General features: G+C 42.5%; 22 protein-coding genes. 17 read left to right on the plus strand and 5 right to left on the minus strand.

Going from position 1 to position 25,577, the window contains the following annotated elements:
* Positions 1–36 precede the first annotated feature (36 nt).
* The 5 genes from hpsP to V7L05_RS02595 all read left to right on the plus strand — a co-directional run bounded on the left by hpsP (position 37) and on the right by V7L05_RS02595 (position 8,086).
* Positions 37–1,215 (plus strand): hormogonium polysaccharide biosynthesis glycosyltransferase HpsP, encoded by a 1,179-nt coding sequence (gene hpsP / locus V7L05_RS02575; RefSeq protein ID WP_335161522.1) that lies wholly within the window; start codon positions 37–39, stop codon positions 1,213–1,215.
* A gap of 311 nt (positions 1,216–1,526) precedes the next feature.
* On the plus strand, positions 1,527–4,871 hold the full coding sequence (locus V7L05_RS02580) for an efflux RND transporter permease subunit (RefSeq protein ID WP_335161524.1): 3,345 nt from the start codon (positions 1,527–1,529) through the stop codon (positions 4,869–4,871).
* A 384-nt stretch (positions 4,872–5,255) separates the two neighbouring features.
* On the plus strand, positions 5,256–5,468 hold the full coding sequence (locus tag V7L05_RS02585) for a hypothetical protein (protein ID WP_335161526.1): 213 nt from the start codon (positions 5,256–5,258) through the stop codon (positions 5,466–5,468).
* A gap of 221 nt (positions 5,469–5,689) precedes the next feature.
* The gene (locus V7L05_RS02590) at positions 5,690–5,956 is read left to right on the plus strand and encodes a hypothetical protein (protein ID WP_335161528.1); all 267 of its coding nucleotides are present in this window, start codon (positions 5,690–5,692) and stop codon (positions 5,954–5,956) included.
* A 75-nt stretch (positions 5,957–6,031) separates the two neighbouring features.
* Complete coding sequence (locus V7L05_RS02595; RefSeq protein ID WP_335161530.1) at positions 6,032–8,086, plus strand: pentapeptide repeat-containing protein; 2,055 nt, start codon at positions 6,032–6,034, stop codon at positions 8,084–8,086.
* A 268-nt stretch (positions 8,087–8,354) separates the two neighbouring features.
* Here V7L05_RS02595 and V7L05_RS02600 read toward each other — a convergent pair whose 3' ends face one another.
* The 3 genes from V7L05_RS02600 to V7L05_RS02610 are packed head-to-tail and all read right to left on the minus strand — an operon-like array spanning position 8,355 to position 9,725.
* Positions 8,355–8,924, minus strand: coding sequence for a Uma2 family endonuclease (locus V7L05_RS02600; protein WP_335161532.1), 570 nt, complete (start codon positions 8,922–8,924; stop codon positions 8,355–8,357).
* A gap of 24 nt (positions 8,925–8,948) precedes the next feature.
* Entirely contained in the window at positions 8,949–9,410 is a 462-nt protein-coding gene (locus tag V7L05_RS02605; RefSeq protein ID WP_335161534.1) for a type II toxin-antitoxin system VapC family toxin, read from the minus strand.
* Positions 9,411–9,725 carry a hypothetical protein gene (locus V7L05_RS02610; protein WP_335161536.1) on the minus strand — a complete coding sequence of 105 codons (315 nt, stop codon included), beginning with the start codon at positions 9,723–9,725 and terminating at the stop codon, positions 9,411–9,413.
* An 83-nt stretch (positions 9,726–9,808) separates the two neighbouring features.
* Between V7L05_RS02610 and V7L05_RS02615 the strand changes: the two genes are divergently transcribed.
* From V7L05_RS02615 to V7L05_RS02660, 10 genes are all read left to right on the plus strand, one after another.
* Positions 9,809–11,356, plus strand: a complete 1,548-nt coding sequence (locus V7L05_RS02615) for an FAD-binding oxidoreductase (RefSeq protein WP_335161538.1) — start codon at positions 9,809–9,811, stop codon at positions 11,354–11,356.
* Positions 11,357–11,378: 22 nt separating this feature from the next.
* Complete coding sequence (locus V7L05_RS02620) at positions 11,379–12,083, plus strand: actin-binding WH2 domain-containing protein (RefSeq protein ID WP_335161540.1); 705 nt, start codon at positions 11,379–11,381, stop codon at positions 12,081–12,083.
* Positions 12,084–12,125: 42 nt separating this feature from the next.
* Entirely contained in the window at positions 12,126–12,833 is a 708-nt protein-coding gene (locus V7L05_RS02625) for an actin-binding WH2 domain-containing protein (protein WP_335161542.1), read from the plus strand.
* Between the two features lie 59 nt (positions 12,834–12,892).
* Positions 12,893–13,297 carry an NIL domain-containing protein gene (locus V7L05_RS02630; protein ID WP_335161544.1) on the plus strand — a complete coding sequence of 135 codons (405 nt, stop codon included), beginning with the start codon at positions 12,893–12,895 and terminating at the stop codon, positions 13,295–13,297.
* 33 nt (positions 13,298–13,330) lie between these two features.
* Positions 13,331–13,645, plus strand: a complete 315-nt coding sequence (locus V7L05_RS02635) for a hypothetical protein (RefSeq protein WP_335161546.1) — start codon at positions 13,331–13,333, stop codon at positions 13,643–13,645.
* 257 nt (positions 13,646–13,902) lie between these two features.
* The gene (locus V7L05_RS02640) at positions 13,903–16,791 is read left to right on the plus strand and encodes an ATP-binding protein (protein WP_335161548.1); all 2,889 of its coding nucleotides are present in this window, start codon (positions 13,903–13,905) and stop codon (positions 16,789–16,791) included.
* 291 nt (positions 16,792–17,082) lie between these two features.
* Positions 17,083–17,364, plus strand: coding sequence for a hypothetical protein (locus V7L05_RS02645; protein ID WP_335161550.1), 282 nt, complete (start codon positions 17,083–17,085; stop codon positions 17,362–17,364).
* On the plus strand, positions 17,349–17,552 hold the full coding sequence (locus tag V7L05_RS02650) for a type II toxin-antitoxin system PemK/MazF family toxin (protein WP_335161552.1): 204 nt from the start codon (positions 17,349–17,351) through the stop codon (positions 17,550–17,552). Before V7L05_RS02645 ends, V7L05_RS02650 begins: the two co-directional genes overlap by 16 nt.
* A gap of 59 nt (positions 17,553–17,611) precedes the next feature.
* Positions 17,612–17,749: a hypothetical protein gene (locus V7L05_RS02655; protein WP_335161832.1), complete on the plus strand. Its 138-nt coding sequence runs from the start codon at positions 17,612–17,614 to the stop codon at positions 17,747–17,749.
* 133 nt (positions 17,750–17,882) lie between these two features.
* Positions 17,883–20,021, plus strand: coding sequence for a hydantoinase/oxoprolinase family protein (locus V7L05_RS02660; protein WP_335161554.1), 2,139 nt, complete (start codon positions 17,883–17,885; stop codon positions 20,019–20,021).
* A gap of 22 nt (positions 20,022–20,043) precedes the next feature.
* On the opposite strand, the gene topA is transcribed toward V7L05_RS02660, so the two are convergent.
* Positions 20,044–22,209: a type I DNA topoisomerase gene (gene topA, locus V7L05_RS02665; protein ID WP_335161556.1), complete on the minus strand. Its 2,166-nt coding sequence runs from the start codon at positions 22,207–22,209 to the stop codon at positions 20,044–20,046.
* 412 nt (positions 22,210–22,621) lie between these two features.
* Between topA and V7L05_RS02670 the strand changes: the two genes are divergently transcribed.
* Positions 22,622–23,956 carry an AAA family ATPase gene (locus V7L05_RS02670; protein ID WP_335161558.1) on the plus strand — a complete coding sequence of 445 codons (1,335 nt, stop codon included), beginning with the start codon at positions 22,622–22,624 and terminating at the stop codon, positions 23,954–23,956.
* Positions 23,957–23,964: 8 nt separating this feature from the next.
* Positions 23,965–24,408 (plus strand): DUF4435 domain-containing protein, encoded by a 444-nt coding sequence (locus tag V7L05_RS02675; protein WP_335161560.1) that lies wholly within the window; start codon positions 23,965–23,967, stop codon positions 24,406–24,408.
* 1 nt (position 24,409) lies between these two features.
* Here the strand turns inward: V7L05_RS02675 and V7L05_RS02680 are convergent, their stop codons facing one another.
* Positions 24,410–25,423 (minus strand): IS701 family transposase, encoded by a 1,014-nt coding sequence (locus V7L05_RS02680; RefSeq protein ID WP_335161834.1) that lies wholly within the window; start codon positions 25,421–25,423, stop codon positions 24,410–24,412.
* Positions 25,424–25,577: the final 154 nt, after the last annotated feature.

A 25,577-nucleotide genomic window follows, 5' to 3' on the forward strand; every position in this document is an offset into this window, starting at 1 on the left:
GTCATTAGGGAATAACAAAATAAAAATGACAAATAAATGAAAATATTACAAATTGTCCCCTCAATTTCTTTGATTTACGGTGGTCCCAGTCAAATGGTACTAGGGCTAGCTCCAGCGTTGGTAAAAGAGGGAGTGGAAGTTACAATTCTCACAACTGATAGTAATGGCGATAATGGTCAAATACCTCTAGATGTTCCTTTAAATCGCCCAATTAAACAAGATGGCTATGAAATAATTTACTTTCGTTGTGCCCCATTTCGTCGCTACAAATTTTCCCTAGATTTATTAAACTGGCTAAAACTTCATGCTCACGAGTTTGACATAGCACATATTCATGCTCTATTCTCCCCGATAATTAGTGCTGCTGCTATTGTCTGTCGTCAGCAAAAGCTACCTTATATTTTCCGTCCTTTGGGTACTCTTGATCCGGCTGATTTACGCAAAAAAAAGCAATTAAAACAGCTTTATGTCGCAATTATAGAACGTCAAAATTTAGCTGGTGCGGCAGCAATTCATTTTACCAGCGATCAAGAAGCTAAAATATCAGAACGATTTGGAGTATCTACGCCAGATTTGGTAATTCCCTTGGGTGTAATCCCCCGTCAATCCCCGATTAAAAATGTATGTAGTCAGTTACAAATACCAGAGGATGTACCGTTGGTGCTGTTTATGTCACGAATTGACCCGAAAAAGGGGTTAAATTTGTTAATTCCGGCGCTAGAGAAGCTGTTAGCGCTTGGTTATAAGTTTCATTTTGTCTTAGCTGGAACAAATCCCCAAGATCCAGATTACGAAAAAAAGATCATATCCCAAATTCAAAATTCACCACTGCGATCGCACACGACAATTACGGGCTTTGTCACTGGTGAACTAAAAGTTAGTTTACTACAAGCTGCTGATTTATTTGTCTTGCCTTCCTATTACGAAAATTTTGGGATTGCTGTTGCTGAGGCAATGGTAGCAGCAACACCAGTGGTAATTTCTGACCAAGTGCATATTTGTCAACAGGTGCGTGATAGCGAGTCGGGTTGGGTAGGCGCAACAGATGTGCAAGCGCTGGTAGAGTTACTGCAAGAAGCTTTGCAAAATCCCGCAGAACGCCAACGACGGGGATTAAACGCCCAAAAATATGCCTTGGAAAATTTTAGCTGGGATGCGATCGCTAGGCAAACAATCCAAGCCTACCAGCAAATTCTGACGAACAAATTAATTTAACCCAATCCAGACAATAGCAGTTTTTGCCAAATAGGTGCAGCCAATTCACAAAAGACCTAGAAAGTATCTCTCTTCAAGCTTTCAGGTACTTTTACCCTGAGTCTCAAAGACAACTGTTCCTTTCTTTTCCCCACGTTCCCATGCGCCCCACGGTACACTGTTTCTTAAAGTTGTTGTCTTTTTTAGGAGATCATAGATACAATCGTCGCTCAATGCCTTATGTCCTCACCCTATTCAGGGATGGTGTATTACGACGGCTTTAATAAAAAGCTACTACCTCACTAACCAGTCTTGAAGTTTTCCCTGATTTTATGTTTGTCAATACCTTCATCAGACGTCCAGTCCTGACGACGGTCTGCACGTTCATCATTTTGCTGCTGGGAAGCATCTGTATTCCGATCCTGCCGATTTCTCAGCTACCAGACCTCGCCCCCGTGCAAATCACCGTTAGCTCCACCAATATTGGTGCAGATGCTCAAACAACAGAAAGCACTGTCACCAACATTATTGAGCGACAAATTAATGGTGTTAAAGATGTATCTTATATATCTTCTAATACGGGTAATGATGGTTCCAGCAACATAACTGTCTCCTTCCCAACTCAAGTCAATAGCGATATTGCTCAAGTAAACGTTCAAAATAAAGAAGGACTTGCTTCACCTCAATTGCCAGATACCGTTCAACGAACAGGTGTGACCGTTCAAACGGCATCAAGCAGTCTCCTGCTCGTCTATGGGTTTTACTCAGAAAATAATGAGTATGACAACCTTTTTATCAGTAACTATGTCGATCTGTTTATTCTCGATCAGATCAAACGGCTTCCTGGTGTGGGACAAGCCACCATTTTTGGGGAACGCAAATATGCCATGCGTCTTTGGCTTGATCCCAACAAGCTTGCCCAACATCAACTAACTCCTCAAGATGTGACAACTGCCCTGCAAGAACAAAATATTCAGGTGGGTGCAGGGGCAATTGGTAAGGAACCAGCACCAGATAATCAAAGTTTTGAATTTGCTTTACGGGCAACTAGTCGATTTAAAGATGCGGCTGAATTTGAGGATATGGTACTGAAGGTGAGTCAAGGTGGCACTAATGGCACTACTAATAACACCACTAATAGTACCAGCACCACTAATACCAGCACTAATAGCACCCTAGTTAAGGTCAGAGATATCGGTCGAGTTGAACTGGGAGCAGAGAGCTATCTCGCTGATGCCAAATTCACCTTACCAGGAAATGATCCCAAGCCAGCCGTGGGTTTGGGGATATATCAACTTCCGGGTAGTAATGCCCTGAATGTTGCCCATGCTGTTGAAGACCAGATCAAAATACTAGAGAAGAGTTTTCCACCTGGACTAAAAGGACAGGTGGCATTTGATACCACTCCATTTGTAGAAATTTCCCTCGAAGAAGTTCTGCACACTCTGGTTGAAGCGATTATCTTGGTAGTCTTGGTAATTTTTGTCTTTTTGCAAGACTGGCGTACCACGATCATTCCCACTGTGGCGATCCCTGTTTCTCTGGTTGGGACGTGTGCAGCTCTGTTGGTTTTAGGATTTCAGATTAATACACTGACCTTATTTGGTTTCGTCCTCGCGATCGGTCTTGTTGTCGATGATGCGATTATTGTGGTGGAGGCAGTTGCAGTCAAACTGGAGCAGGGCTTGAAGCCCCTTGATGCAGCTATGGAAGCCATGAAAGAGTTGACTGGGGCAGTCATTGCCACTTCACTTGTACTCATGGCGGTATTCCTTCCAGTTACATTCATTCCGGGCACTACTGGGATTGTCTACAAACAATTTGGGTTAACCGTTGCTTGCTCTATTGCCATTTCCACCTTCAATGCTTTAACTTTCTCTCCGAGTATGGCAGCCATCCTGATGCGCCCTGCTCAGACTGCATGGGGCCCTTTGGGGTGGTTTTTTGGGCTGTTTAATCGGGGATTTAGCTGGTTTACGCGTCGCTATGTCGGGTTTGTTAGCTACCTTACCCATGTCAAGCCGATTGTAATTGGGGTTTTTATTAGTGGTTTAGTAGCAACGGTTTTGATGTACAAAGTAGTGCCTACTGGATTTATTCCAGAGGAAGATCAGGGTTACTTCTTTGTAGTTGTCCAAGGGCCTGACGGGGTTTCTTTGAAATACACCGAATCTGTGATGAATCGGGTTGTTAAGGAAGTAACATCGCTTCCCGAAGTTCAAGCTAGTTTTATGATCAGTGGTTTTGGTTTCGATGGCAATGCTTCTAATTTAGGCATTGCCTTTGCTAACCTGAAACCCTGGAAAGAGAGAGCTAAAGAATCTCAGTCTGTCTATGGAATACTTCAGAGGATGAACAAAAAGCTCTCTACAATTACAGATGCGAGAGCGATCGCTGTGAATGCTCCGCCAGTTAGAGGATTAAGTACTACGGGTGGTTTTGAGTTTATCATTCAAGACAAAACCGGAAGTGCGCCGATTCAAACCCTGGTTGATGCTGCTCAAAAGTTTATTGGGGCGGCGAATAAAAACCCTGCTCTCCAAGGAGTCTTCACTCAATTTACCGCAGATACTCCTCAGTTTGACATCGAGGTAAATCGTAACCAAGCCAAATCTCTCAACGTCGAACTTAACGACATCTTTGGGGCGTTGCAAAGTTACTTGGGGTCGCAATATGTAAATGACTTTGTGCAGGGACAGCGACAGTATCGAGTATATGTCCAAGCAGATGGGGTTTTCCGCTCTAATCCAGATGATATTGGTAAGCTGTATGTTCGCTCTGCAAGTGGGGCGATGATTCCGTTGAGCAATTTGGTGAAAGTTACTCCCTTTGTGGGGCCGAAAACCATTTCCCATTATAACTTGTACAGGTCTATCAAAGTCCAGGGCGCTCCTGCTCCTGGTGCTAGTTCTGGACAGGCAATTCAAGCGATGGAGAAACTAGCAGCAGAAGTCTTACCCAAGGGGTTTGGTTATGAATGGACAGGGACTTATCTCCAGGAGAAGACATCTGGGGGATCTACGGGGTTAATTTTTGGCTTCGCGTTGGTTATTGTCTTTCTGGTGCTGGCGGCTCAGTATGAAAGCTACATTGACCCGATCATTATTTTGCTGACAGTTCCCCTGGCAGTTTTGGGAGCGATGACGGCGATTTGGCTACGTTCCAATATTTTCATGGCAGGTAGCCTCTTCCCGAAAGTGGTGGATGATATCTATTGCCAGGTAGGTTTGGTGACTTTGATTGGTCTAGCCGCAAAGAACGCAATTTTAGTTGTAGAATTTGCCAATCAACTGCATGAGCAGGGCATGAGCTACACGCGGGCGGCGGTGAAAGCGGGGCAAGAACGTCTGCGACCGATCTTAATGACTTCGTTTGCAGCGCTGTTAGGATTTTTGCCCTTGGTGATCTCTCAAGGGGCTGGAGCCAGCAGCCGTTGGTCTTTAGGAACAGCGCTCTTTGGGGGGCTGATTCTTTCAACGTTCTTGAGTTTGTTCTTAGTGCCAATTCTGTACATCTTAGTTAAGACTCTGGCTCAAAGTATATTATCTCGGAAGGGATCGGGTGGCTCAAAGCCTCCAGATTCTCCTAATGGAACTTTGGGATCTGAACATCGGGTTTTACCTGCTGGCTCAACTCAGCTAGAGACACAACTTCGATCTCAGGAGGATGGGATCTAGCTGACTTTTGCCGTTAAGTTTCTATTTTGGCTCTGCCGCAAGTTAAGAGGCAGAGCTTCTTATTAGGCGTTCCCAGTCTCCGACTGGGAATGAGATAAACGGTACTTTCAAGAATATAGCGGTTCTCGGTTGAGTGAAATACAAGAACCCCACCCCCCAACCCCCTCCCCGCTCTTCGAGAGGGGGCTATGACGTATTTCATGTGATTAGGAAACGCTATAGGATGCGATCGCTAAAATAGCAGACATCGCACCTGTAAACCGTTATAGAATTTTGAGTAAGAATTAGATTGTAAAACCGTATGCCAGACTCGCTCTCCGTGGCGCTATCGGTTTAATTGCGAATTACGAATTACGAATTACGAATTATTGTTGAGCTATTGCCATGACAACTAAACAAGCCATCTTTGACGCAATTGAACAACTGCCACAGCACCTAAAAGACGTATTGCAGTATGTTCAAAAGCTTGCACGTACTCTAAAATCACCAACATCTAACCCACCCACCCAAAGCAGCGATCGCCTTGCAAACTTTATCAGTGCAGTATCTTACGGCTCCCTGGCTGCTAACTTAGACGACGAACTTTATGAGGGCTAAACTTTTTATTGATACATGGGGCTGGCTGACGCTTCATGACAGAAGTGAACGCTTTTAATAAGCGATGTGCAACTTTCTCTCAAACCTAACCCCCAACCCCTTCCCTACAAGGGAAGGGGAGCAAGATTCAAAGCCTCTCTCCTTTTAGGAGAGAGGTTTGGAGAGAGGTCAAAATATTAAGTCGCACATCGCGTTTTAATAAAAAGTGCAAAAATGAGCCTTTGAACCTCAATAATGACCTTCTGAAGCTCGATGTTAACCTTCTGAGGCTCGAAGTTGACCTTCTGAGGCTCGAAGTTGACCTTCTGAGGCTCGAAGTTGACCTTCTGAGGCTCGATGTTAACCTTCTGAAGCTCGATGTTAACCTTCTGAGGCTCAATGTTGACCTTCTGAGGCTCAATGTTGACCTTCTGAGGCTCAATGTTGACCTTCTGAGGCTCGAAGTTGACCTTCTGAGGCTCGAAGTTGACCTTCTGAGGCTCAACTAACAAATATATCTAACCATTCCTAAATTTACAGGGGTCAGCGTGTAGTAAAATTTGCTCACCTCTGTAAAGTGCAACATGGCTTTAGACTTCTCCGGTCAAAATCTTCGAGGACGCAACTTCAAAGGTAGACAAGACCTTGCGGGTGCAAACTTTAGCTATGCCGACATCCGAGGGGCAAACTTCACTAACGCTAATTTAACAGGGGCAAACTTCAGCTATGCCAAAGCTGGACTGCAACGCCGGTGGGCAATTTTCCTAGTCCTTGTCTCGTGGGTGTTGTCAGGATTTTCAGGACTTACATGGGTTGTCAACGGCTATATCGTGTCAAAAATATTTGATCCTTACACCTTAGATCATAAGATAGGTCGGTGTACTATCCTAATAGTATTAATTCCCTTTTCTTTGGTTACAGTTGGACTAGGAGTAGTATCTGGTTTAGGAGCATTAGCCTTAGCCTTAGCCTTAGCCTTGGCCTTCATCGTTGTCGGATCTTTCACTGGAGTCTTTTATGAAGCCTTCACCGACGCCTTCACTGGAGTTTCTAGTGGAGCCTTCGCTGGAGGCGCAGCCTTCCTGCTAGCTGGAGCCTTGGTCGTAGCCTTTGCCCTAGCTGGAGTCTTGTCCCTAGTTTTGTCCGCAGCCTTCGCCCTCGCCTTGACTGTCGCCCTCGCCTTCGTCGGAGCCGGAGCCGGAGCCGGAGCCGGAGCCGCAGCCGTCGCCGCAGCAGGAATGTTACTGAGCATTTACATCGCTTGGCGAGCCATGAAAGGAGACGAAAAGCACTCCTTAGTTCGTAATATCGCGATCGCCTTTGCTGCAATAGGAGGTACAAGTTTTCGTGGCGCTGACTTAACCAATGCTGATTTCACCCAAGCCACACTCAAAAGTACAGATTTACGAAACACTATCCTTATCTGTAGCCGTTGGCATCAAGCCAAAATGCTTGACCGTGTTCGTCCTGGTTCAACTTATCTTCAAAACTCACAAATACGTCAACTGCTAGTTACAGGACAGGGACAAGACACAAACTTTGACCGTGAAAACCTGCGAGGTATCAACTTAAAAGCAGCAAACTTAGCAGATACCAGCTTTATCGGCGCTGATCTCAGTGAAGCTAATTTGCAAGATGCCGATTTGTCAAGAGCAAAGCTGAAGCAAACGCAACTAGACGCAACCGATTTAACAGGTGCAACTCTCACCGGCGCGTACATTGAAGATTGGGGCATTACCAGAGAAACTAAACTGCATGGTGTGAGGTGTGAATATGTCTTCATGCGCTTACCCACCAAAGAAGACCCCGATCCTCTCCGCAAACCTGATAATAAACGAGAGGTATTTGAGGACGGAGATTTTGCCGACTTTATCAAGCCAATTTTTGACACCCTCGACCTTTATCATAATCAAGGCGTTGTCCCCCGCGCTGTTGCGATCGCCTTTAAAACCCTCGCCGAAAACCATCCCGAAGCTGAGTTAGAAATCGTGGCAATGGAGAAACGCGGCGATGATAAAATCTTACTCAGAGCCAAAACCGCCGCAGGTAGTGATAAATCTCAACTGAGTGCAGAATATTTTGATGATTATAATCAAGTCAAAGCTTTATCGCAGAGTCAGCAATTATTGCTTGTAGAAAAAGATAAGCGCATTATTAGTTTAGAAAATATGGTAGATACTGCTCTCAAGCAGCCGAAATTTTATACTCAAGGAGATACCATTATGTCTGATATCAGTGGCATCAGTATTCAAGGCAGCAGTAATGTTAGCGGTATCGCTGGCGGTGGTTCGGTTGCCAACCTGGGAACCATTAGCGGTAATGTGAGTATTGCCCTCAATGAGTTACCTGATTCACCAGATGCCGAGAAACCAGGAATTAAAGAATTGTTGACGCAGTTGCATGAGGCAATTTCACAGTCCTCAGATTTGCCTGAAACAGACAAAGCTGATGCATTGTTACAGGTAGAAGCTTTAGCAGAAGCAGCTAAAAATCCTCAAGAATCGACCAAGCAAAAGACTGCAAAAAATGCAATCATCATGTTGAAAGGGCTATTTTCTGGTTTACCTGCGATCGCTTCCCTGGTTGAAGCGACTAATAAATTATTGCCTGCAATTTCTAAATTATTCGGTTTAGGATAATTTATCGCTGTTCTCGTTGAGATGCAACACATCGTAGTTAAATCGGCGGTTAGAAACCGCGCGCCAGGTGCTTCAAGTCGGCGGAGCCGCCCAACGCACTGGCTTATCTACACAAGGCTTTACCCACCTTTCCTTGCGGAACGCTACCCGAACGTGGGTTTCAAACCCTCAATTTTTCCTTAGTCCGCACAGGCGGACGAGAGTTTGTGTAGCCGCGTTCGCGTCAGCGTGCCGGAGGCTCTATTCCATTCGCCCTGGCTCAATTTGACTAAGCCGTTAATACCTGTTGCGCTGTCAGTTTTAACTCAGGGAAAGTCGGAGAACAGATTTGCTGGTTCCCTGTAAATACTGTTTGGTTATAACGTCCCTGATCCAACAAGCAGACTGTTACCTTTGCTTCCAGAGGATCAACAATCCAGTATTCAGGAATAGAGAAGGCTGCATACTCAAGTGGTTTCTTTTCGTAATCTCGCTTCACAGACTCAGCGCTAACCACTTCTACTGTTAACAGTGGTGGTAACTCAAGCACAGCTGATTTACCCTGAATAGATTGTCGCTGTTCTTCAGTCATCACAATTAAATCAGGTAGGCGGGATTTTTTGACGGAGGTACGAACGCCAGTACCACTAGGGCGAACCTGCCAGTCTAACCCTAGTCGTTGGATTTCCAGATAGAAGCGGATCAACAAGAAAGTAATGATCGCTTCATGCAAATCTGAGGCTGGAGGCATTTCTAGCAGTACCCCATCCTCAAGTTCATAGCGCTTGTCAGTTCCGTCATCGTAGGTGAGATATTGCTCAAAAGTATACAGACGTTCTACAGGTTTTGTCGTGGACATACTCTTGTAATTCGTAATTCGTAATTAGCTCTCAGAAGATAGTCGTGTAAAGCTCGTTGGGTTTACTGGGGTGACTTCAGAAGCGTAGCGGTTAAAGTCCCTAACGTTGAAAGTTAAGATATGGGTTAGCCTGTTTACTAACATTGAGGCTACAAGCCTAGCATCATGGACATTTACCCCCATTACCCCATACTGTAAAATTAATCGCTTCCACTCTGGATAAATCTCAGGTATATCTGGTAGTACCAAGAACAAACCTTCTAAACGCTCCAGTTCCGTCCTAGCTTCAGCTATGGTTAAGCCTAAGCCGTTCCTAAGAGCAGGTCGTGTTGCACTTCGCCAAAACTCTATGAGGTTTTGCGAGGTAATAAAAAGCTCTAACTCTGCTCCTCGTAAAGTTGAAATTGCGTTTAGTGTATCTGCATACATTGGGTGGTGTGGCTGTACGCTTAGTAGCAATAAGTTGGTATCGACAAGATAAGTCACTTAAATATCTTCGGACTCCTCATCATCGTATATTCCTGCCCGACTTAAAGCATACTCTGATAGTAAGGGTGTATCTCGCCTATGGCTCTCTGCCCATTCCCGAAAAGCTGTTATCCACTCAAGAGCCGTTGCAGTTTTGTAAAATGGTTGCTCCTGTTTTGATTTCATCAACTGCTCAAGCAATGCATCTAAATGTGGCTTAACCACTTCAGCAGGGAGCTTAGTTACGTTTGCTAAGACCTGCACAACGCCTTCTAACTCTTCTCTGTCATTCTCTGGGGGTAATGGTAGTATTTGATTATTATTGTTGACCACGCTCGTAGCTCTCCATAAATAATATCGTATCTACTTTCTTCATTCTCAGGTAGTTTGGGAATGTAGAGTTGAGTTTTTCCCAAATGTCTTTAACTGAAGAAATTCTTTCCCAATTACCCGGCGATGTATTAGCAGGATTACGGCAAAGCGATCGCATCTTAACATCTCTGCGCGAAAACACCGCACCTATCCCAACGTTAGTTAAAGAAAGTCAACTGTCTTTAGGTGTTGCAGACTTCGATGTAATTATCTGCGGTGGCACCTTGGGCATTTTAATTGGTTGCGCTTTAGCGGTGAAGGGGCTGCGGGTGGCGTTGCTGGAACGGGGAATTTTGCGGGGGAGGGAACAAGAATGGAATATTTCTCGTAAAGAATTAGATGTGTTTGTGGAATTGAATTTGCTAACAGAGGAGGAATTAGCAAGTGCGATCGCCACTCAATATAACCCAGCACGAGTTAGTTTTGATGGCGGTACAGAAGTTTGGGTAGAGGATGTTTTGAATATCGGCGTAGATCCAGTTTATCTACTGGCTACTTTAAAAACCCGATTTCTCGCCACTGGTGGAAAGTTGTTAGAAAACACACCCTTTACTGAAGCGGTAGTTCATCCAGATGGAGTGATGGTAAATAACCAATTCAAAACTCGGTTATTAATCGATGCGATGGGACATTTTTCACCCATCACGCAACAAGCACGCCAAGGCAAAAAACCAGACGCTTTGTGCTTAGTTGTAGGAAGTTGCGCTCAAGGTTTTCCCGAAAATAACTCAGGCGATTTAATATTATCATTCACATCTTTGCAAAATCAATGTCAGTATTTCTGGGAAGCCTTCCCAGCCAGGGATGGCAGAACCACTTACTTGTTTACCTACATGGATGCACATCCCCAACGCTTGAGTTTAGAAGCTCTATTTGAGGAATATCTGCGTCTCTTACCAGAATATCAGGGAGTGGAATTGAGCAAGCTGAAATTTCAGCGATCGCTATTTGGTTTCTTTCCCACCTATCGCCAAAGTCCGCTAAAAACCCCTTGGAATCGCATTTTAACAGTGGGAGATAGCAGTGGTAGTCAATCTCCCTTGAGTTTTGGTGGTTTTGGGGCAATGGTGCGTCACCTGAAGCGTTTAACTTATGGCATTTACGAAGCGCTGGAAACAGAACAATTATCTACAAAAGCGATTGCACTGCTGCAACCCTATCAGCCAAGTTTGACTGTTACTTGGTTGTTTCAAAGGGCGATGAGTGTTGGTGTAAATCAGAAAATTGCGCCCGATCAAATTAACCAACTACTCTCGGCGGTATTTCAGGAAATGGAACAGTTGGGTACACCAGTGCTAAAACCATTTTTACAGGATATAGTGCAGTTTTCGGCACTAACGCAAACACTGTTAAAAACTGGTTTATTTCATCCGGTATTAGTTGCCAAGATAATTCCGCAAGTCGGTTTAGGAAGTTTGTTAGATTGGATGTTGCATTACGGGAACTTAGGTGTATATACTGCCTTGTTTTGGTTGAGTCCAATGTTAGAAATATGGATTAAGAATCAACCAAATGAACAACAATATTATTGGCATCGTTTGATTGATGCCTGGAAGTATGGTTCTGGCGGTGATTACTTAGATGAAACTTGAATAATATCTGGATGAGGATAACATGATTGAGCGGAAATCTTTAGGAATAAAATACTTTGCAGTGCTGATTGGATTCCTGCGCGATCGCCCAATTTTTCTAGAGGAAGTTCGCCAAGGTATAAGATTACCAACTAAAATCATTTCTTTGCTGGTTTGTAGTTCTTTATTTCTTGCGGCTTATGGCGGAATTATTGGTGCATACCATAGCTGGATGCAAGCCATATCTTCCGCCATTAAACTCCCAGCCCTTTATTTAATCACACTCCTGATTTGTATCCCGACGTTGTTCTTTGCTAACATTATTTTTGGTTCAAAGCGGACTTTTGGACAGCATTTAGCATTAGTATTAACTGCGGTTTCAGTCACGAGCGTACTTTTATTTAGCTTTGCACCAATCACACTCTTTTTCTTGATTACCACCAATAATTACCAATTTTTAATTCTGTTAAATGTCTTTATCTTTGCATTGACTGGATTTATTGGTGTTTCGTCTTTATATCACGCCACGAGTTTAGTTTTAGAACAAGATAATGAAGGTAGTAAGACACGCCAGAAGATTTTACAATTTTGGCTATTCCTTTACGCTTTCGTAGGCAGTCAGTTAGGGTGGACTCTCAGACCGTTTTTTGGCACACCTGATTCTGTCTTTCAACTGTTCCGCGAAAGAGAAGGTAATTTTTATCTGAGTGTGATTCAAGCTATTAGCTACCTCTTGGGAATCCGTTAATTAGTCATTAGTAATTCAACAAAATATACAAAATATAAATTTATGCTGAAAAAACAAAATCACGGAATTCAACAACTTGGTGTTTTAGTTAATTTATTGCGCGATCGCCAAGCTTTCTTAGAAGAAATTCGTCACGGAGTCAGATTACAAAATAAAATTAGTTCTCTATTCGTAACTAGTTCCATTTTCTTTGCCATCTATGGCGCAATTATCGGTGCATCTCACAGTTTGGCACAGGCATTATCCGGTGCTATTAAACTTCCGGCATTTTATTTATTAACACTGATTATCTGTTTTCCAACTTTGTTCTTTTTTAATGTTTTGTTTGGTTCCCGGAGCAGTATTCAACAGCATTTCGTTGTCTTGCTCACATCTGTATCAGTGATTAGCGTACTTTTATTTAGCTTGGCACCCGTTACGCTATTTTTTCTGATCACTACACCCGATTCTTATCAATTTTTTAAACTGTTGAATGTGTTAATTTTTGGCATTACAGGAATCTTTGGCGTTAAATTCCTGTATGAAGGAATGCAATTACTTTCTCAACAAGATGAAGTTGGCAAAAAAACCCGCACGACTATTTTAAGATCGTGGTTATTGCTTTATGCCTTTGTTGGTATGCAGTTAGGATGGTTTCTCAGACCGTTTTTTGGTGCCCATGACTCTAAATTTGAATTGTTTCGGGCGGTGAAAGGCAACTTCTATCTGGATATTGTAACGGCGATTTCCGAAATTTTGGGTTTGCGTTAATCTAAGATTTATACGTATTTTATGTCACCCTACAACAGAAAAAACTCTCTACTAAACCTATGAAAAAACGAGTAACACTCACCTTCCCAAAACGCGCCGTGCAAATGCCAGTAACTTACGTACTGGCCAAAGAGTTCAACGTCGCCGCTAATATTATCCGCGCCCAAGTTGCCCCAAATCAAATTGGCAAACTGGTAGTAGAACTATCGGGAGATATCGATCAATTAGATGCGGCGATTGAGTGGATGCGATCGCGCCATGTTAACGTTTCTCATACATTAGGCGAAATTGCGATCGACGAGGATGTGTGTGTCCACTGTGGCTTGTGTACTGGCGTTTGTCCTACCGAAGCTCTTACCCTTCACCCAGAGACATACAAGTTAACATTCACGCGATCGCGCTGTATCGTCTGCGAACAGTGTATCCCTAGCTGTCCCGTACAGGCAATCTCTACTAATCTTTAATGCAATAAAGTCTTTGTTCAGAACGTTAAGGAGATGGGAACTATAGCTATTGACACTCTCAGCACTAAAGTGACTGAGATTCTTGGTTCAACGAGACCACTTAAACTAGATACCTTGCGTTATCTAGCCCAGAGGTGGGACTCTCCACGCCAGGTGCAACAAGAGTGGCTCGCCGCCCAACGCACTGGCTCCCAAGCGTTAACTTTCCGAGTGCCCCTCGGTAGTTGCATTGCTGCAAATCCTGTTTTATTTGAAACAAATCGTTTCAAAATTCTGAGTCGTCTAGCTCCTATGAATCTTTTACCTACTGCTAGGAGGAAACTAGAACAATGCAGTAGAACCGCATAGATAAGCCACTGCGTTGCGGGGGTTCCCCCCTTTGTAGCAAGTGGCGTTCAGTTGTCAAGGTACAGAGTCTGCGTTTAGGCAGCAATTGGGTTTTTAGACAGGTTAATTACCCTTCCTCTTAAAACCATTGTAGCAAAAACGTAAGCGACCTATTGTCGCACGAGTCGCTTATATCTCAGCCCTAAAGGGACTGAGTTTTACGCTTACCGAGTGTTTCTATAAGCTTAATTACAGTATCCCACTCAGCATTGCCAATCATGTCCCATTCTGCTGATGCCACTTTGGGCGAATCTGCTTACCCTCGCTTGACTAGAAGCCTAAGTGCTGTTGAAAGTTGGGGCTTTGGTTTGACAGCTCATATTTCCTGGACAGCATTGGTTCCAGCAATTCATGCTGCTCTTGGTTCCCAAGCTATTTTTGTCTGGATACCTGCGGTAATTTTCGGAATGCTACTTAACTATCAAGTAAAACGCTTGGGTATGCATTTTATGAACGTGGCTGGAGGAACACCTAACTATGCTACCAAGCTGCTGCAAAACTACCCCGGACTAGCTCGCTATGCAGCAATTGGATACCTCCTCAACTGGGTTTCCTACTTAGCAGTGAATACGATTGTACTCAGAGATTTAATTAAGGTGAATTTGGAGGCGTTAGGTATTGCCTGTCCAGACATATTTCTGGATATTAGCTTTACATTGTTGCCCTTTATCGTGGCGTTTAGTGGGACTCGCGCCCTGAGTATTTTACATTTGTTTTTTGTAATTCCAGCCTTTGGACTGCTAATGATCTTTTGTGTGCAAGGTCTGGGCTGGTTAGCATTCTCTGCTGATAGTCCGGGGTTTTTTCCTAGCAATTGGTCATCTTTGGGCTTCGTAGATTGGGCAAAGTGGTTCTTTTTCGTCACCTATGCAACTTACAGCTGTGAAACGGCTTCTTCCTTTGTCGCCGATAGCCGCAACCCCACCCAGACGCTGCGCTTTCTAGATGTTGCGGCTTGGATGATGCCACCCATCTTTTTGGGGGGGTCTTGGGTAGTGATGCGGTTAGCAACAGATTCAAATCTCAAAGACAATGCTTTTATGAATCTTGTGGCGGCTTCCCAGCCATTTTGGGGAAAATCAGCTGCAATAAGTGTTTCCTTTTTGCTAGTAGCTTCTTGTCTACTAGGTTCGGCAACGGTCGTTTCTAATTGCCCGCGAATTTTGTATCAGCTAGCCTTAGATAAGCACATTTCACCAGTATTTTCCGTTGTATCACGCCGGGGTGTGTTTATCCCAGCATTGACCTTGACACTAGTGTTGTGCTTGGTGTATCTGATTTGGGGAGATGTAGCGCGAATCGTGGCTGTTGGTAACATTGGTTGGTTTGTCTCCTTTATGTTATTCCATTTGGGGCTTTGGCTCCGGCGCGATCGCCCGGAAGTTTTGTTCCCTCGCATATCTTTAGGGATTCTGCTGTTAGAAGTTGTGGTGCTGATAGTGGGCGGACTTGCCTGGGGTTGGCTCAACTTGCTAATTGGGCTATTATTTCCCATTGGTGTGATGGGAATAGATGCAGTAATTCGCCGCGTGGCCTTCCCTCCATTCCATCGCAGTTGGTGGATGCGGCGATATCGCACGCGCCCTGTGGTAATTATCAAGGACTCAGTAATTCTTCAGGTGATCATCCTGATTTTTTTACTGTGCAGCGCAGTGGGAGTTGGCTGGTTATTTGGTGTCAAACTTGATCAAGTTGGAACTGCGGCGGGCGAAAATCTATTTGTGGTGCTGCTAATGAGTGTGGCATTTGTGGGAGTAGCGATCGCTTGTTGGACAAGTTTACCGCAAGTGATGGCGATCGCAGAAGCGCGAGAAGCCGCCGAACACCTGTTTACTGTCGCTCAGGATGGTATTTTAGTTGTGGATGATCGAGGCATTATCCAGCAGGCTAATCCAGCCACAGAATCTTTCTTTGGTGTCAACCCATCTGAGTTGCTGGGAAATCACCTCAACAAATGGCTACCGGCATTAGTCTACTATCCAGACCAGTGGACAAAGCGCAGCGAACAAGCTCTACTCCGCAACGGGAAAAACAGAACCCTGGAAGTTTCCATCTCAGACCGACCTCATCAGGATTTTCAGGAGTATGTCGTCATTCTCCACGACATTACCCAGCGCAAACAAGCAGAAGAGATATTGCGACACTCAGAAGCAGAATTGCGCCAAGAGGCAAAGCAGCTAGCATCTCAACTAGTGCAGAGTGAAAAAATGTCGGGCTTAGGGCAATTAGTAGCAGGTGTAGCGCACGAAATCAACAACCCAGTTAACTTTATCTCTGGCAATATCACTTTTGCGAATCAATATATCCAAGATTTACTTAGTTTGTTGCAATTATATCAGCAAAACTATCCTAATCCAGTCATCGAAATTCAAGAAAAAACAAAAGCCATCGACTTAAATTTCCTGATAGCAGACTTGCCAAACTTGCTAACTTCTATGACAGTTGGTGCTGAAAGAATCACAGAAATCGTCTTATCTCTACGAAACTTTTCTCGCTTAGATGAAGCAGAGATGAAAGCTGTGAATATCCATGAGGGTATCGATAGTACGTTGATGATTCTGGAACATCGCCTCAAGCCTAAATCTGACTATCTAGCAATTGAGGTTATCAAAGAGTACGGCGACCTACCATTAGTAGAATGTTATGCCGGACAACTGAATCAGGTATTTATGAATCTTCTAGCAAATGCGATCGATGCAATTGAAGAGTCATTAGTCATTAGTCATCCGTCATTTGTACAAGACAAAGAGAGAGGTCTGAGCGAAGGCTTACTACCATCAGAACTTCTCATCAGGGAGACGCACAAGGGACAGGAACAAATGACTAATGACAGAGGAAAAATTCGGATTCATACTAAACTCACCAGCGAAAAGCAGGTAGTTATTTGCATTGCTGATAATGGTTTAGGCATTCCAGAAAATGTACAACAACAGTTGTTTGAACCATTCTTTACTACTAAACCAGTTGGGAAAGGTACGGGGTTAGGTTTATCTATTAGTTATCAGATTATCACTCAAAAACATCAGGGAAAATTACAATGTATTTCGGCTCCTGGACAAGGTACAGAATTTGTAATTATAATTCCGCTAAACCAACAAACTACGTAAATTATCACGACCAAACTGGTGTAGGTTGGGGAGCCACTGCGCCCTTGCGTTTTCCCGACTTGTCCCTTGCGCGTCTCCCCTTGGGAGAAGTATGTGGCGTTTGAGGAACGAAACCCAACATTATCAACCATTTGTTGGGTTTCGCTATTGCTCAACCCAAGCGTAATAAAATGGAATGCACAACAGCAAAAATGGCAGTGGACAATTTAAGATTTATACAGAAATAACTTACACAACGAGCAGCACAATATTCGAGGTATTATTAAAGCAGAGGACTACAAACTGACAATCATGCATGACTCTGCCAGTCAATCTAAAACTTTACGCGAAGCATGGGAGGAAGGTTTACAGCAGGGATTAATCCAAGTTGCACTCAATATACTGCACGAAGGTATTGATTTAACTTTAGTAGCAAAATTAACCGGATTGCCACTTGAAATAGTTAATAATTTGCTAGCTAGCAATGCAGATGATTCTCAAATACTAGTGAAAGATTTTCAGGAATTAAGTGAGTCATCGCTGAACAAAATTTGGCTTAATCCAGAGGAAGATGAAGCTTGGAAGTATCTATAGAAAACCTTGTAAAAGGTGATGTTATCTCAATACCTTTCCCATTTTCTGATGCCTCAGCTACTAAAAGACGACCTACTTTAGTAATTGCAGAATCAGATAGTAACAATATGATCGTTTGTCCTATCACCAGCAAACCAGGCAGAGACTATGAAATTAAGTTAGAAGACCAAGACTTCCTGGTAAACTAAATTTAAGTCCTTGCTACATTCGGCCTAATATTATTGCCACGGTTGATAAAAGTAATGTTATTCGATATATAGGAAAACTGAAGAACGAAAAAATCAATGAAGTCATTGCTGCAATTATTGAAATCCTTCAAAAGCCTCCCGAACCTCCGCCACCAGCATCAAGAGCTTTAGAACGAGGTAAAAGCCCAAAATTATAAAGTTTTTAGGTTGGGTGATAGTCTTAACTCTATCGAATAATCTACACCTGTGGCTAAAATATTCCACATCGGAAGTAGAAATACTCCAAATCCCATTGTTATGCTACCTGTATAGCGTTGAGGACACAGAGTAATGTTGAAGGTTTTTGCTGACCGGGGTGGTACATTCACAGATATTGTTGCTGTTACTAATAATCAAGCAATTATAGACAAACTATCAAGACATCCTGAACGTTTTTTAATTGTGACTTTGCCTAATCAGCAATGGATTATAGTCTACAAACTACTTTCAGAAAATCCCGAACAATATCAAGATGCAGCCATCCAAGGTATACGGGATATCATGGGTATTTCTAACAACGAACCCATTCCTCCTGAAGCGATAGAAGTAGTAAAAATGGGGACAACAGTAGCAACAAATGCGCTGTTAGAAAGGAAAGGCGATCGCGTCGTCCTTCTGATTACCAAAGGCTTTAAAGATGCGTTGCGAATTGGCTACCAAAACCGTCCTAACATCTTTGCCCGTCAGATCATTTTACCAACCATGCTTTATGAGCAGGTGATTGAGATTGATGAACGTTATGATGCTCATGGAAATGAATTAATCCCTGTGAATATTGAACTAGCTAAAAGTGACTTACAAGCAGTTTATCACACAGGAATTCGGAGTTGTGCTATTGTTTTTATGCACAGCGATCGCTATCCCAACCACGAACAACAAATAGCCCAACTCGCGCAACAAATCGGCTTTACTCAAATATCCGTATCCCATCAAGTTAGTCCCTTAATGAAATTGGTCAGCCGAGGAGATACAACAGTAGTCGATGCTTATTTAACTCCGATTCTACGTCGCTATGTCAACCAAATAGCGAGTCAGTTAGAGAATAGGGAAAATAACCACTCCCCACTCCCTACTCTCCACTCCCCCATTAAATTAATGTTCATGAAATCTGATGGAGGTTTAGTCGCAGCCCAACAATTTCAAGGCAAAGATAGTATTTTGAGTGGCCCGGCTGGCGGGATTGTCGGTGCAGTCCAAACTAGTAAAAGAGCAGGTTTTGAGTTAGTTATTACCTTTGATATGGGAGGGACAAGTACAGATGTCGCCCACTTTAAAGGAGAGTATGAACGACAACTAGATTCGGAAATTGCTGGGGCGCGGATGCGAGTTCCCGTATTAGCAATTAATACCATTGCTGCTGGCGGTGGTTCAATTCTCTTTTTTGATGGTTCTAGTTATCGTGTCGGCCCTAAATCTGCTGGATCAAATCCTGGGCCTGCTTGTTACCGACGCGGGGGACCATTAGCGGTTACTGATGCCAATGTGATGTTAGGCAAAATTCACCCACAATATTTTCCCTCAGTTTTTGGAATTGATGGCAATTTACCTTTAGATAAAGATACTATCATTCAGCAATTTACACAATTAGCCGAAGACATTCAAGCCGCTACATTAAATTATTGTACTCCCGAACAAGTCGCGGCTGGATTTATGGCGATCGCAGTGGAAAATATGGCGAATGCAATTAAAAAAATCAGCCTGCAACGGGGTTATGATGTCAGCCAATATGTGCTTTGTTGTTTTGGTGGCGCAGGCGGGCAAGTTGCTTGTTTAATTGCCGATACTTTGGGAATGAAAAAGATATTTCTACATCCTTATGCTGGTGTTCTTTCTGCTTATGGAATGGGATTAGCTGATGTGCGGGCAATTAGAGATGTAGGAGTAGAACAGCCTCTGATTCAAACATTAATTCCTAAATTACACGAGTTAATGGAATATTTAGAAACTCAAGCTAGAAGTGAAATAGATGAAGTGCGTAGTCAAGTAGAAATAATCCAAAAAGTTAACTTAAAATATGAGGGGACTAACTCTACATTGACCGTTAATTTTACTCATGAAGTAGCAGTGATGCGGCAAGAGTTTGAGGTTGAACATAAATCCCGTTATGGTTTCATTCAATTAGAGAAAACCTTAATTGTTGAATCAGCGTCAGTGGAAGTTATTCAGAAGATGGAGACTCCCGAAGAACCTTTAATTAGTCGTACTCGCCCTTTAGATGAAGCCCCTGCATCTGTTGAGACAGTAAGAATGTTTAGTACTGACAGATGGCATGATACCCCTGTTTATCGGCGGGAAGATTTACAACCAGAAGATAGTATTAATGGGCCGGCGATCGTTGTCGAAAAAATTAGCACAATCGTCGTGGAACCTAACTGGGAAGCAAAATTAACTGAACGTAATCATTTAATTTTGCAACGTCTTAGGGATTAAGTAAAGATATCAGAGGTGGAGCCTAACAATTCAAATTTCCAAACTTAGGACTCCACCACCCTTTTTGCGTACTGAAATAAGCCACATCTTTATGTTTGGTATCTTGACGCGATCGCGGGTCACAACATCGCAACATTTTCTTACTCTCCCCATCTTTGATATAACTGTAGTCCTCTAAAGCTTTCTTACATACTGGGCAGGGATATGCCGTCGTTTTCACCGGAGGCTTTTGTTGATTCTCAGCCTGGACTGCTTTAGTTCGTGGTGGCTCCCAAGTTTTGTTAAAGTCGCTCCAAAATAGCACGACATTTTCACAGCCTTTTGTGCATTTGAGGAAATATTTCTTTTTGACCTTACTGCTGGGAATTTTGGCGAGAAAATTTTTGCATTCAGGGCATCGAGTCTTGGAAGTTTCATATTGGCGCTCGCTGATCACATTAGCTTTACCTGTTGAGGAACTCGCAACTACAGTTTTAGCTTTGGAGAGCGCTGGTACAAAGTAATTCTGATTCCAACTAGTTAAATAATCCTGCCAAGAGTTTTTTCCTTCAGAAATTGCATCAAGAGCATCCTCCATTTTCGCTGTGAATTCCGCCTCTAATAAATCCGGTAATGCTTTGAGCAAAAATGCATCAACTTCTAACCCTAACGCCGTCGGTTGCAGATGGTCTTTTTTCAACTCCACATAATTGCGTTTTTTTAAGGTAGCAACAGTAGGAGCATAAGTACTTGGGCGACCAATTCCTTTACGTTCCATCAGTTGCACTAATTTAGGTTCACTATAACGGGGTGGTGGCTGCGTCTGCTTCTGCTCATGTCCAGCATTCTCCAGTTTCAGCGCTTGTCCCTGTTCTAATGAAGGTAAAATACTATCCTTGCTGAGATTGTTCCAGTACCGAGCATAACCGTAAAATTCAATCACTTGCCCTCTGGCTGACCACAGTAGGGAACCAGACTGAGTAATCACCAAAGTTTTACGCAATTGGGCAGCACAACATTGAGAAGCAATTGACCGTTTCCAAATCATCACATACAGATTAAACTCATCATCAGGAAGTTCAGAACGCAACTGAACTGAGGGACGAAATACATCAGTTGGACGAATCGCCTCATGTGCTTCTTGAGCCGACTTGCTACTACGATGCTTGGCGACTTGCTGCGGTACATTCTGCGGATCATTTTGCTCTAACCATTTACGGGCGCTGGCACAAAATTCTGGACTCAACATTACTGAGTCTGTTCGCATATATGTAATTAGCCCTGCCTCATAAAGCTTTTGGGCAACAATCATGGTTTTGTCAGGAGCAAATCTCAGCTTTGAACCGGCTGCTTGCTGAAGGCTGGAAGTTGTAAATGCTGGAGGTGGCTGGCGGTTAACGATTTTTCCTTCAAAATGAATCACCTGATGAGGATGCCGCAGTGCTTCTTCAACTAAACGTGTAGCTTCTGCTTCCGAAAGAACGCGCTTAGACTCCGGTGTTTCTGTACTATTACCTACCTTCGCGTCATCGTTAGTTTCAGTTTCTTGGTCTGCTGCATCTTTCGCAGAATCGACCGTCCCTTTATAAAAAGCCCGGAATCCTTCAGCATAATCTACCCAGACACTCCAGTAATCTTGGGGGACAAACGCCAGAATTTCGTTTTCTCGCTGACAAATCAGGTGCAACGTCGCGCTTTGAACTCTGCCAACACTCTTAGCGCCATTATTCAATGCCCAAACTAAAGGGCTACCCTTGTAACCCACCAGCTTATCTAGGCAATCTCGGCATAGCCCAGCACCGATTAAATTTTGGTCTAGCTTTCTGGGATTAGCGATCGCACTCTGCACCGCCGATGCTGTAATCTCACTATAAATTACTCGTTTCGGTTCTCTTAGACCCAGCGTTTCTTTGAGGTGCCAAGCGATGGTTTCGCCTTCCCGGTCTGGGTCAGTTGCTAAGACAACTTCATCAACCTGCCTCACCGCAGACTTGAGTTTCTGGATTGTTTCTTTTGCTCGTTGGTCACGCGGGACGTAATTGCATCGTACATTACTGCCGTCCATGACGAAGCCCAAGGAATCGTCCCCTTCATTGCTGAGTTCTCGGATGTGGCCACAACTGGCGAGAACTTTCCAATCTGCACCCAGAATTTGACTGAGTTTTTTGACTTTTCCCGGAGATTCCACCACAAGCAGGCGTTTGATCATAGCAACTGCGTTCTCGATTTTGAGCAATAAACTGGCAATTGCAATGAGCGATCGCCTATTCTCGTGATCTGGATTTTCTAGAATACTGTACCAAAAAGCTTTGAAAATTGCTCAACTCAGTTTAGAGGTAAATCATCCTAGCGCGATGTTTGATTGTGCGATCGCTGTTACAACTGGCGCAACTATTATGATTTTAGCCTCAACAACCTAGTTAAATAGGGGAAAATCTGTAGCAACATCCCGCAGGGTATGTCTGCTACCCTCCGGGAACGCCTAAAAGCGAATCGACGACCAAAACTTTCTAAGAAAGAGGACAGAAAAGAATGCAACTCTGTGTTTCGTGTGCTTTCCAGAGTAAAAATAGAAGTTACAATCAAAGTCATGAAGCCAATGCTTATAGGACTAAATGAATATGCGAATTAAGGAAATTTCTGTCAGTGGCTTATTTGGAATTTTTGACCATGTGATTCCATTAAATATAGATGAACGGATCACGATCATTCATGGCCCAAATGGTTTGGGTAAAACAGCGATATTAAGAATTTTGAATAATTTTTTTAACACTCGATACGCAGAATTGAGAACTATCCCGTTTAGAAAATTTAGAGTTAAATTTGATGATCATACTAGTGTTGAAATAATTAAAGATTACGAGAATGTAGAAGACTCAGAAACTCAAAATATTGTTTTCCAGTTTTATAAACCTGATTCAACGCCAGCTTCTTTTTCTTTAAAGCGAGTAAATATTCGTTCTGATAGAAACATTTTCATTAGTTCTGCTTCTGAGGATGTAATACCAGTAAGAGAACAAACATATCCTGTAACAACTCTTTCTTTTGAAGACTATGTAGAGATTTTAGATAATTTTTCGCACTCAAACTTGAAGTCACAAGAAGAACCTGATTGGCTAGAAAAATTGAAAAGCAATATTCATATTCACCTCATTGAATCACAACGTTTGCTTAATTTTGTTCCTAACAGTTCTTCCAGACGGTCTGCTGAAACACCTTCAATGTTGTCAACTGTGTCTGCCTATTCTGATGAACTTGCTAAACTGATGCAAGATAAATTTAAGGAATACGGTACAACATCTCAATCTCTTGACAGAACTTTTCCCAGAAGAGTGCTTAAGCAACAATCATCCGCAGATTTAACAGATGAACAACTTCGCGATCAACTAAACGAACTTGAAGCGACTCGCTCTCACCTCATAGAAGTAGGTCTTTTGGATAAAGATGAAGATGCAGAATTTCAAATCCAGCCTCAAGATATAGATGAAAGCACCAAAAATGCTTTATCGGTATATGTTCAAGATGTAGAAAAAAAGTTGAGCGTTTTTGCTGAAATAGCAACTAAAATTGATTTATTAAGAAAAATTATTAATAATAAGTTTGCCTATTCCTACAAAGAGATACACTTTAGTAAAGAGAAGGGATTCGTTGTCACAACAAGTTATGACTCCTCATTATCTAATTCCAAAACTCTTTTGCCAACAGATTTGTCATCTGGCGAACAACATGAGTTAGTTCTTCTCTATGAACTACTATTTAAAGTTCAACCTAACTCTCTAGTCTTAATTGATGAACCTGAATTATCTCTTCATGTTGGTTGGCAAGTTCAGTTTTTAAAGGATTTGCAAGACATTACACAGCTTGCAGATTTAAATATACTAATGGCTACTCATTCACCAGATATTATTCAAGATCGCTGGGATTTGACGGTTGAACTGAAAGGGCTACAGAAGTGAGAGATTTTTTGACAGTTGACCGTGATGCTAACCAAATACGATTACGACGAAGCACATATACTGGGACTTTTTTATTAGTGGAAGGAAGTTCTGATAAAACTTTCTATAAGCGATTTGTTGACCAATTGGTTTGTGAGTTAGTCGAAACATCAGGAAAACCCTCTAGTAAGCAGCGTGCTATTGAAATTTTAAAAATTTTGGAACAATCCAATTTTCAGGGAGTTTTAGCGATTGTTGATGCAGATTTTGATCGCCTTGAAACTTTGTTATACACCAGTCCTAATCTACTTCGCACCGACAGCCATGACCTTGAAACTATGCTGATTAACTCACCAGCATTTAACAAAGTACTCGCTGAGTTTGGTTCTGAAGAGAAAATTGGCAAGTTTACAGGACTTACGCAACTGGCACAAATAGCGGGCGGGGCTACACCCCGCCACGCAAAAATTTAAATCAAACCAAGCACATAGGAATACTTGGGCGTTTTAGTTGCTGAATTAAATAATTAGACAGCAAATTATGCTTGATTTGATAAACAGTTTGGCCAGTTTGATAGGCTAAATTCTTTAATCTAATCCAAACCAACATTGCACAAGCAATATGATTTCTTTGAAGCCTAGCTTGACGACATTGACAATATTCAATGCCAGTTAGTTGTTTAATCTCTCGGTGAAACTCCTCGATTTTCCAACGAATTTTACACACCTCTTGTACAACATCCGTGGAACTTTGAGATAAATCGTTAGTGGCGATATAATCCGTTCTGTTGGTAGAAACAGCAACCCGGAATAGTTTCACTTTTTTCTGAGCGGGAAACCCTTTAATTTTTATGATTTTACCACATTCTAACTCTTCAGGACTCCATTCTAATAATTCAATACGTTTATATTTTTCTTTGGCAAATGTATCATCAACTAACCGATTATTTTTTAAAGGGCAATAATAAATTTTGTCTAGACTATCAATATATAGCATTAAACTGTGTACCGCATACCATGTGTCCATCAAAACCGTATCAAACGGTAAAAGCTTATGATACACAAGGTTTTGCAGCATATCTTTCACATGGTCTATCTTGGTTTTACCATCCACGTCTGGATTAAAAATGCGGTAATCTATTACCCAAAATCTTTGAACTTTAGGATTCACATATACACAACTTACTACACCAATTCCTTTGAGTACGCCATGTTCGTTACCACTATATTGTCTTCTGACTATTTCTATTTCTTCAGAATACCTTTTATCTAAAACGCTATCATCAAATATTATGTAACCATTGTCATCAGACTCAACTACCTCTTTTACGTTATCCCATAATAAACGAGGTGCTAACTTTTGGGTTTTCAAATAATAGTTAATTGCATCATGGCTAATACTCTCTAAATGCTCTGCCAAATTGGTAATTGTATAATTAATTTGACTACTTAATAAGTATTGGCAGTAATTAAGCTTAGTAAATCTCATTACCTTAAGCAACATTTATCTAATACAACCTCTACCTATTTTCTCATAAATATTTCAATAGTGTTTCCTTTTGCAGCGACTTCTTATGCGTTGACTAAGCTTTCGGAATCGGATTCCATTAATACTCATGTACTATCAACTAGCGTAGGCGTAG

It is taken from the genome of Nostoc sp., from assembly GCF_036917755.1.
Lineage (GTDB): Bacteria > Cyanobacteriota > Cyanobacteriia > Cyanobacteriales > Nostocaceae > Nostoc.

What these genes read in the sequence shown, in the direction of transcription:
- hpsP (WP_335161522.1), top strand. Translation starts at nt 37, where the DNA reads ATGAAAATATTACAAATTGTCCCCTCAATTTCTTTGATTTACGGTGGT.
- V7L05_RS02580 (WP_335161524.1), top strand. Translation starts at nt 1,527, where the DNA reads ATGTTTGTCAATACCTTCATCAGACGTCCAGTCCTGACGACGGTCTGC.
- V7L05_RS02585 (WP_335161526.1), top strand. Translation starts at nt 5,256, where the DNA reads ATGACAACTAAACAAGCCATCTTTGACGCAATTGAACAACTGCCACAG.
- V7L05_RS02595 (WP_335161530.1), top strand. Translation starts at nt 6,032, where the DNA reads ATGGCTTTAGACTTCTCCGGTCAAAATCTTCGAGGACGCAACTTCAAA.
- V7L05_RS02600 (WP_335161532.1), bottom strand. Translation starts at nt 8,924, where the DNA reads ATGTCCACGACAAAACCTGTAGAACGTCTGTATACTTTTGAGCAATAT.
- V7L05_RS02615 (WP_335161538.1), top strand. Translation starts at nt 9,809, where the DNA reads ATGTCTTTAACTGAAGAAATTCTTTCCCAATTACCCGGCGATGTATTA.
- V7L05_RS02620 (WP_335161540.1), top strand. Translation starts at nt 11,379, where the DNA reads ATGATTGAGCGGAAATCTTTAGGAATAAAATACTTTGCAGTGCTGATT.
- V7L05_RS02625 (WP_335161542.1), top strand. Translation starts at nt 12,126, where the DNA reads ATGCTGAAAAAACAAAATCACGGAATTCAACAACTTGGTGTTTTAGTT.
- V7L05_RS02630 (WP_335161544.1), top strand. Translation starts at nt 12,893, where the DNA reads ATGAAAAAACGAGTAACACTCACCTTCCCAAAACGCGCCGTGCAAATG.
- V7L05_RS02635 (WP_335161546.1), top strand. Translation starts at nt 13,331, where the DNA reads ATGGGAACTATAGCTATTGACACTCTCAGCACTAAAGTGACTGAGATT.
- V7L05_RS02640 (WP_335161548.1), top strand. Translation starts at nt 13,903, where the DNA reads ATGTCCCATTCTGCTGATGCCACTTTGGGCGAATCTGCTTACCCTCGC.
- V7L05_RS02645 (WP_335161550.1), top strand. Translation starts at nt 17,083, where the DNA reads ATGCATGACTCTGCCAGTCAATCTAAAACTTTACGCGAAGCATGGGAG.
- V7L05_RS02660 (WP_335161554.1), top strand. Translation starts at nt 17,883, where the DNA reads ATGTTGAAGGTTTTTGCTGACCGGGGTGGTACATTCACAGATATTGTT.
- topA (WP_335161556.1), bottom strand. Translation starts at nt 22,209, where the DNA reads ATGATCAAACGCCTGCTTGTGGTGGAATCTCCGGGAAAAGTCAAAAAA.
- V7L05_RS02670 (WP_335161558.1), top strand. Translation starts at nt 22,622, where the DNA reads ATGCGAATTAAGGAAATTTCTGTCAGTGGCTTATTTGGAATTTTTGAC.
- V7L05_RS02680 (WP_335161834.1), bottom strand. Translation starts at nt 25,423, where the DNA reads ATGAGATTTACTAAGCTTAATTACTGCCAATACTTATTAAGTAGTCAA.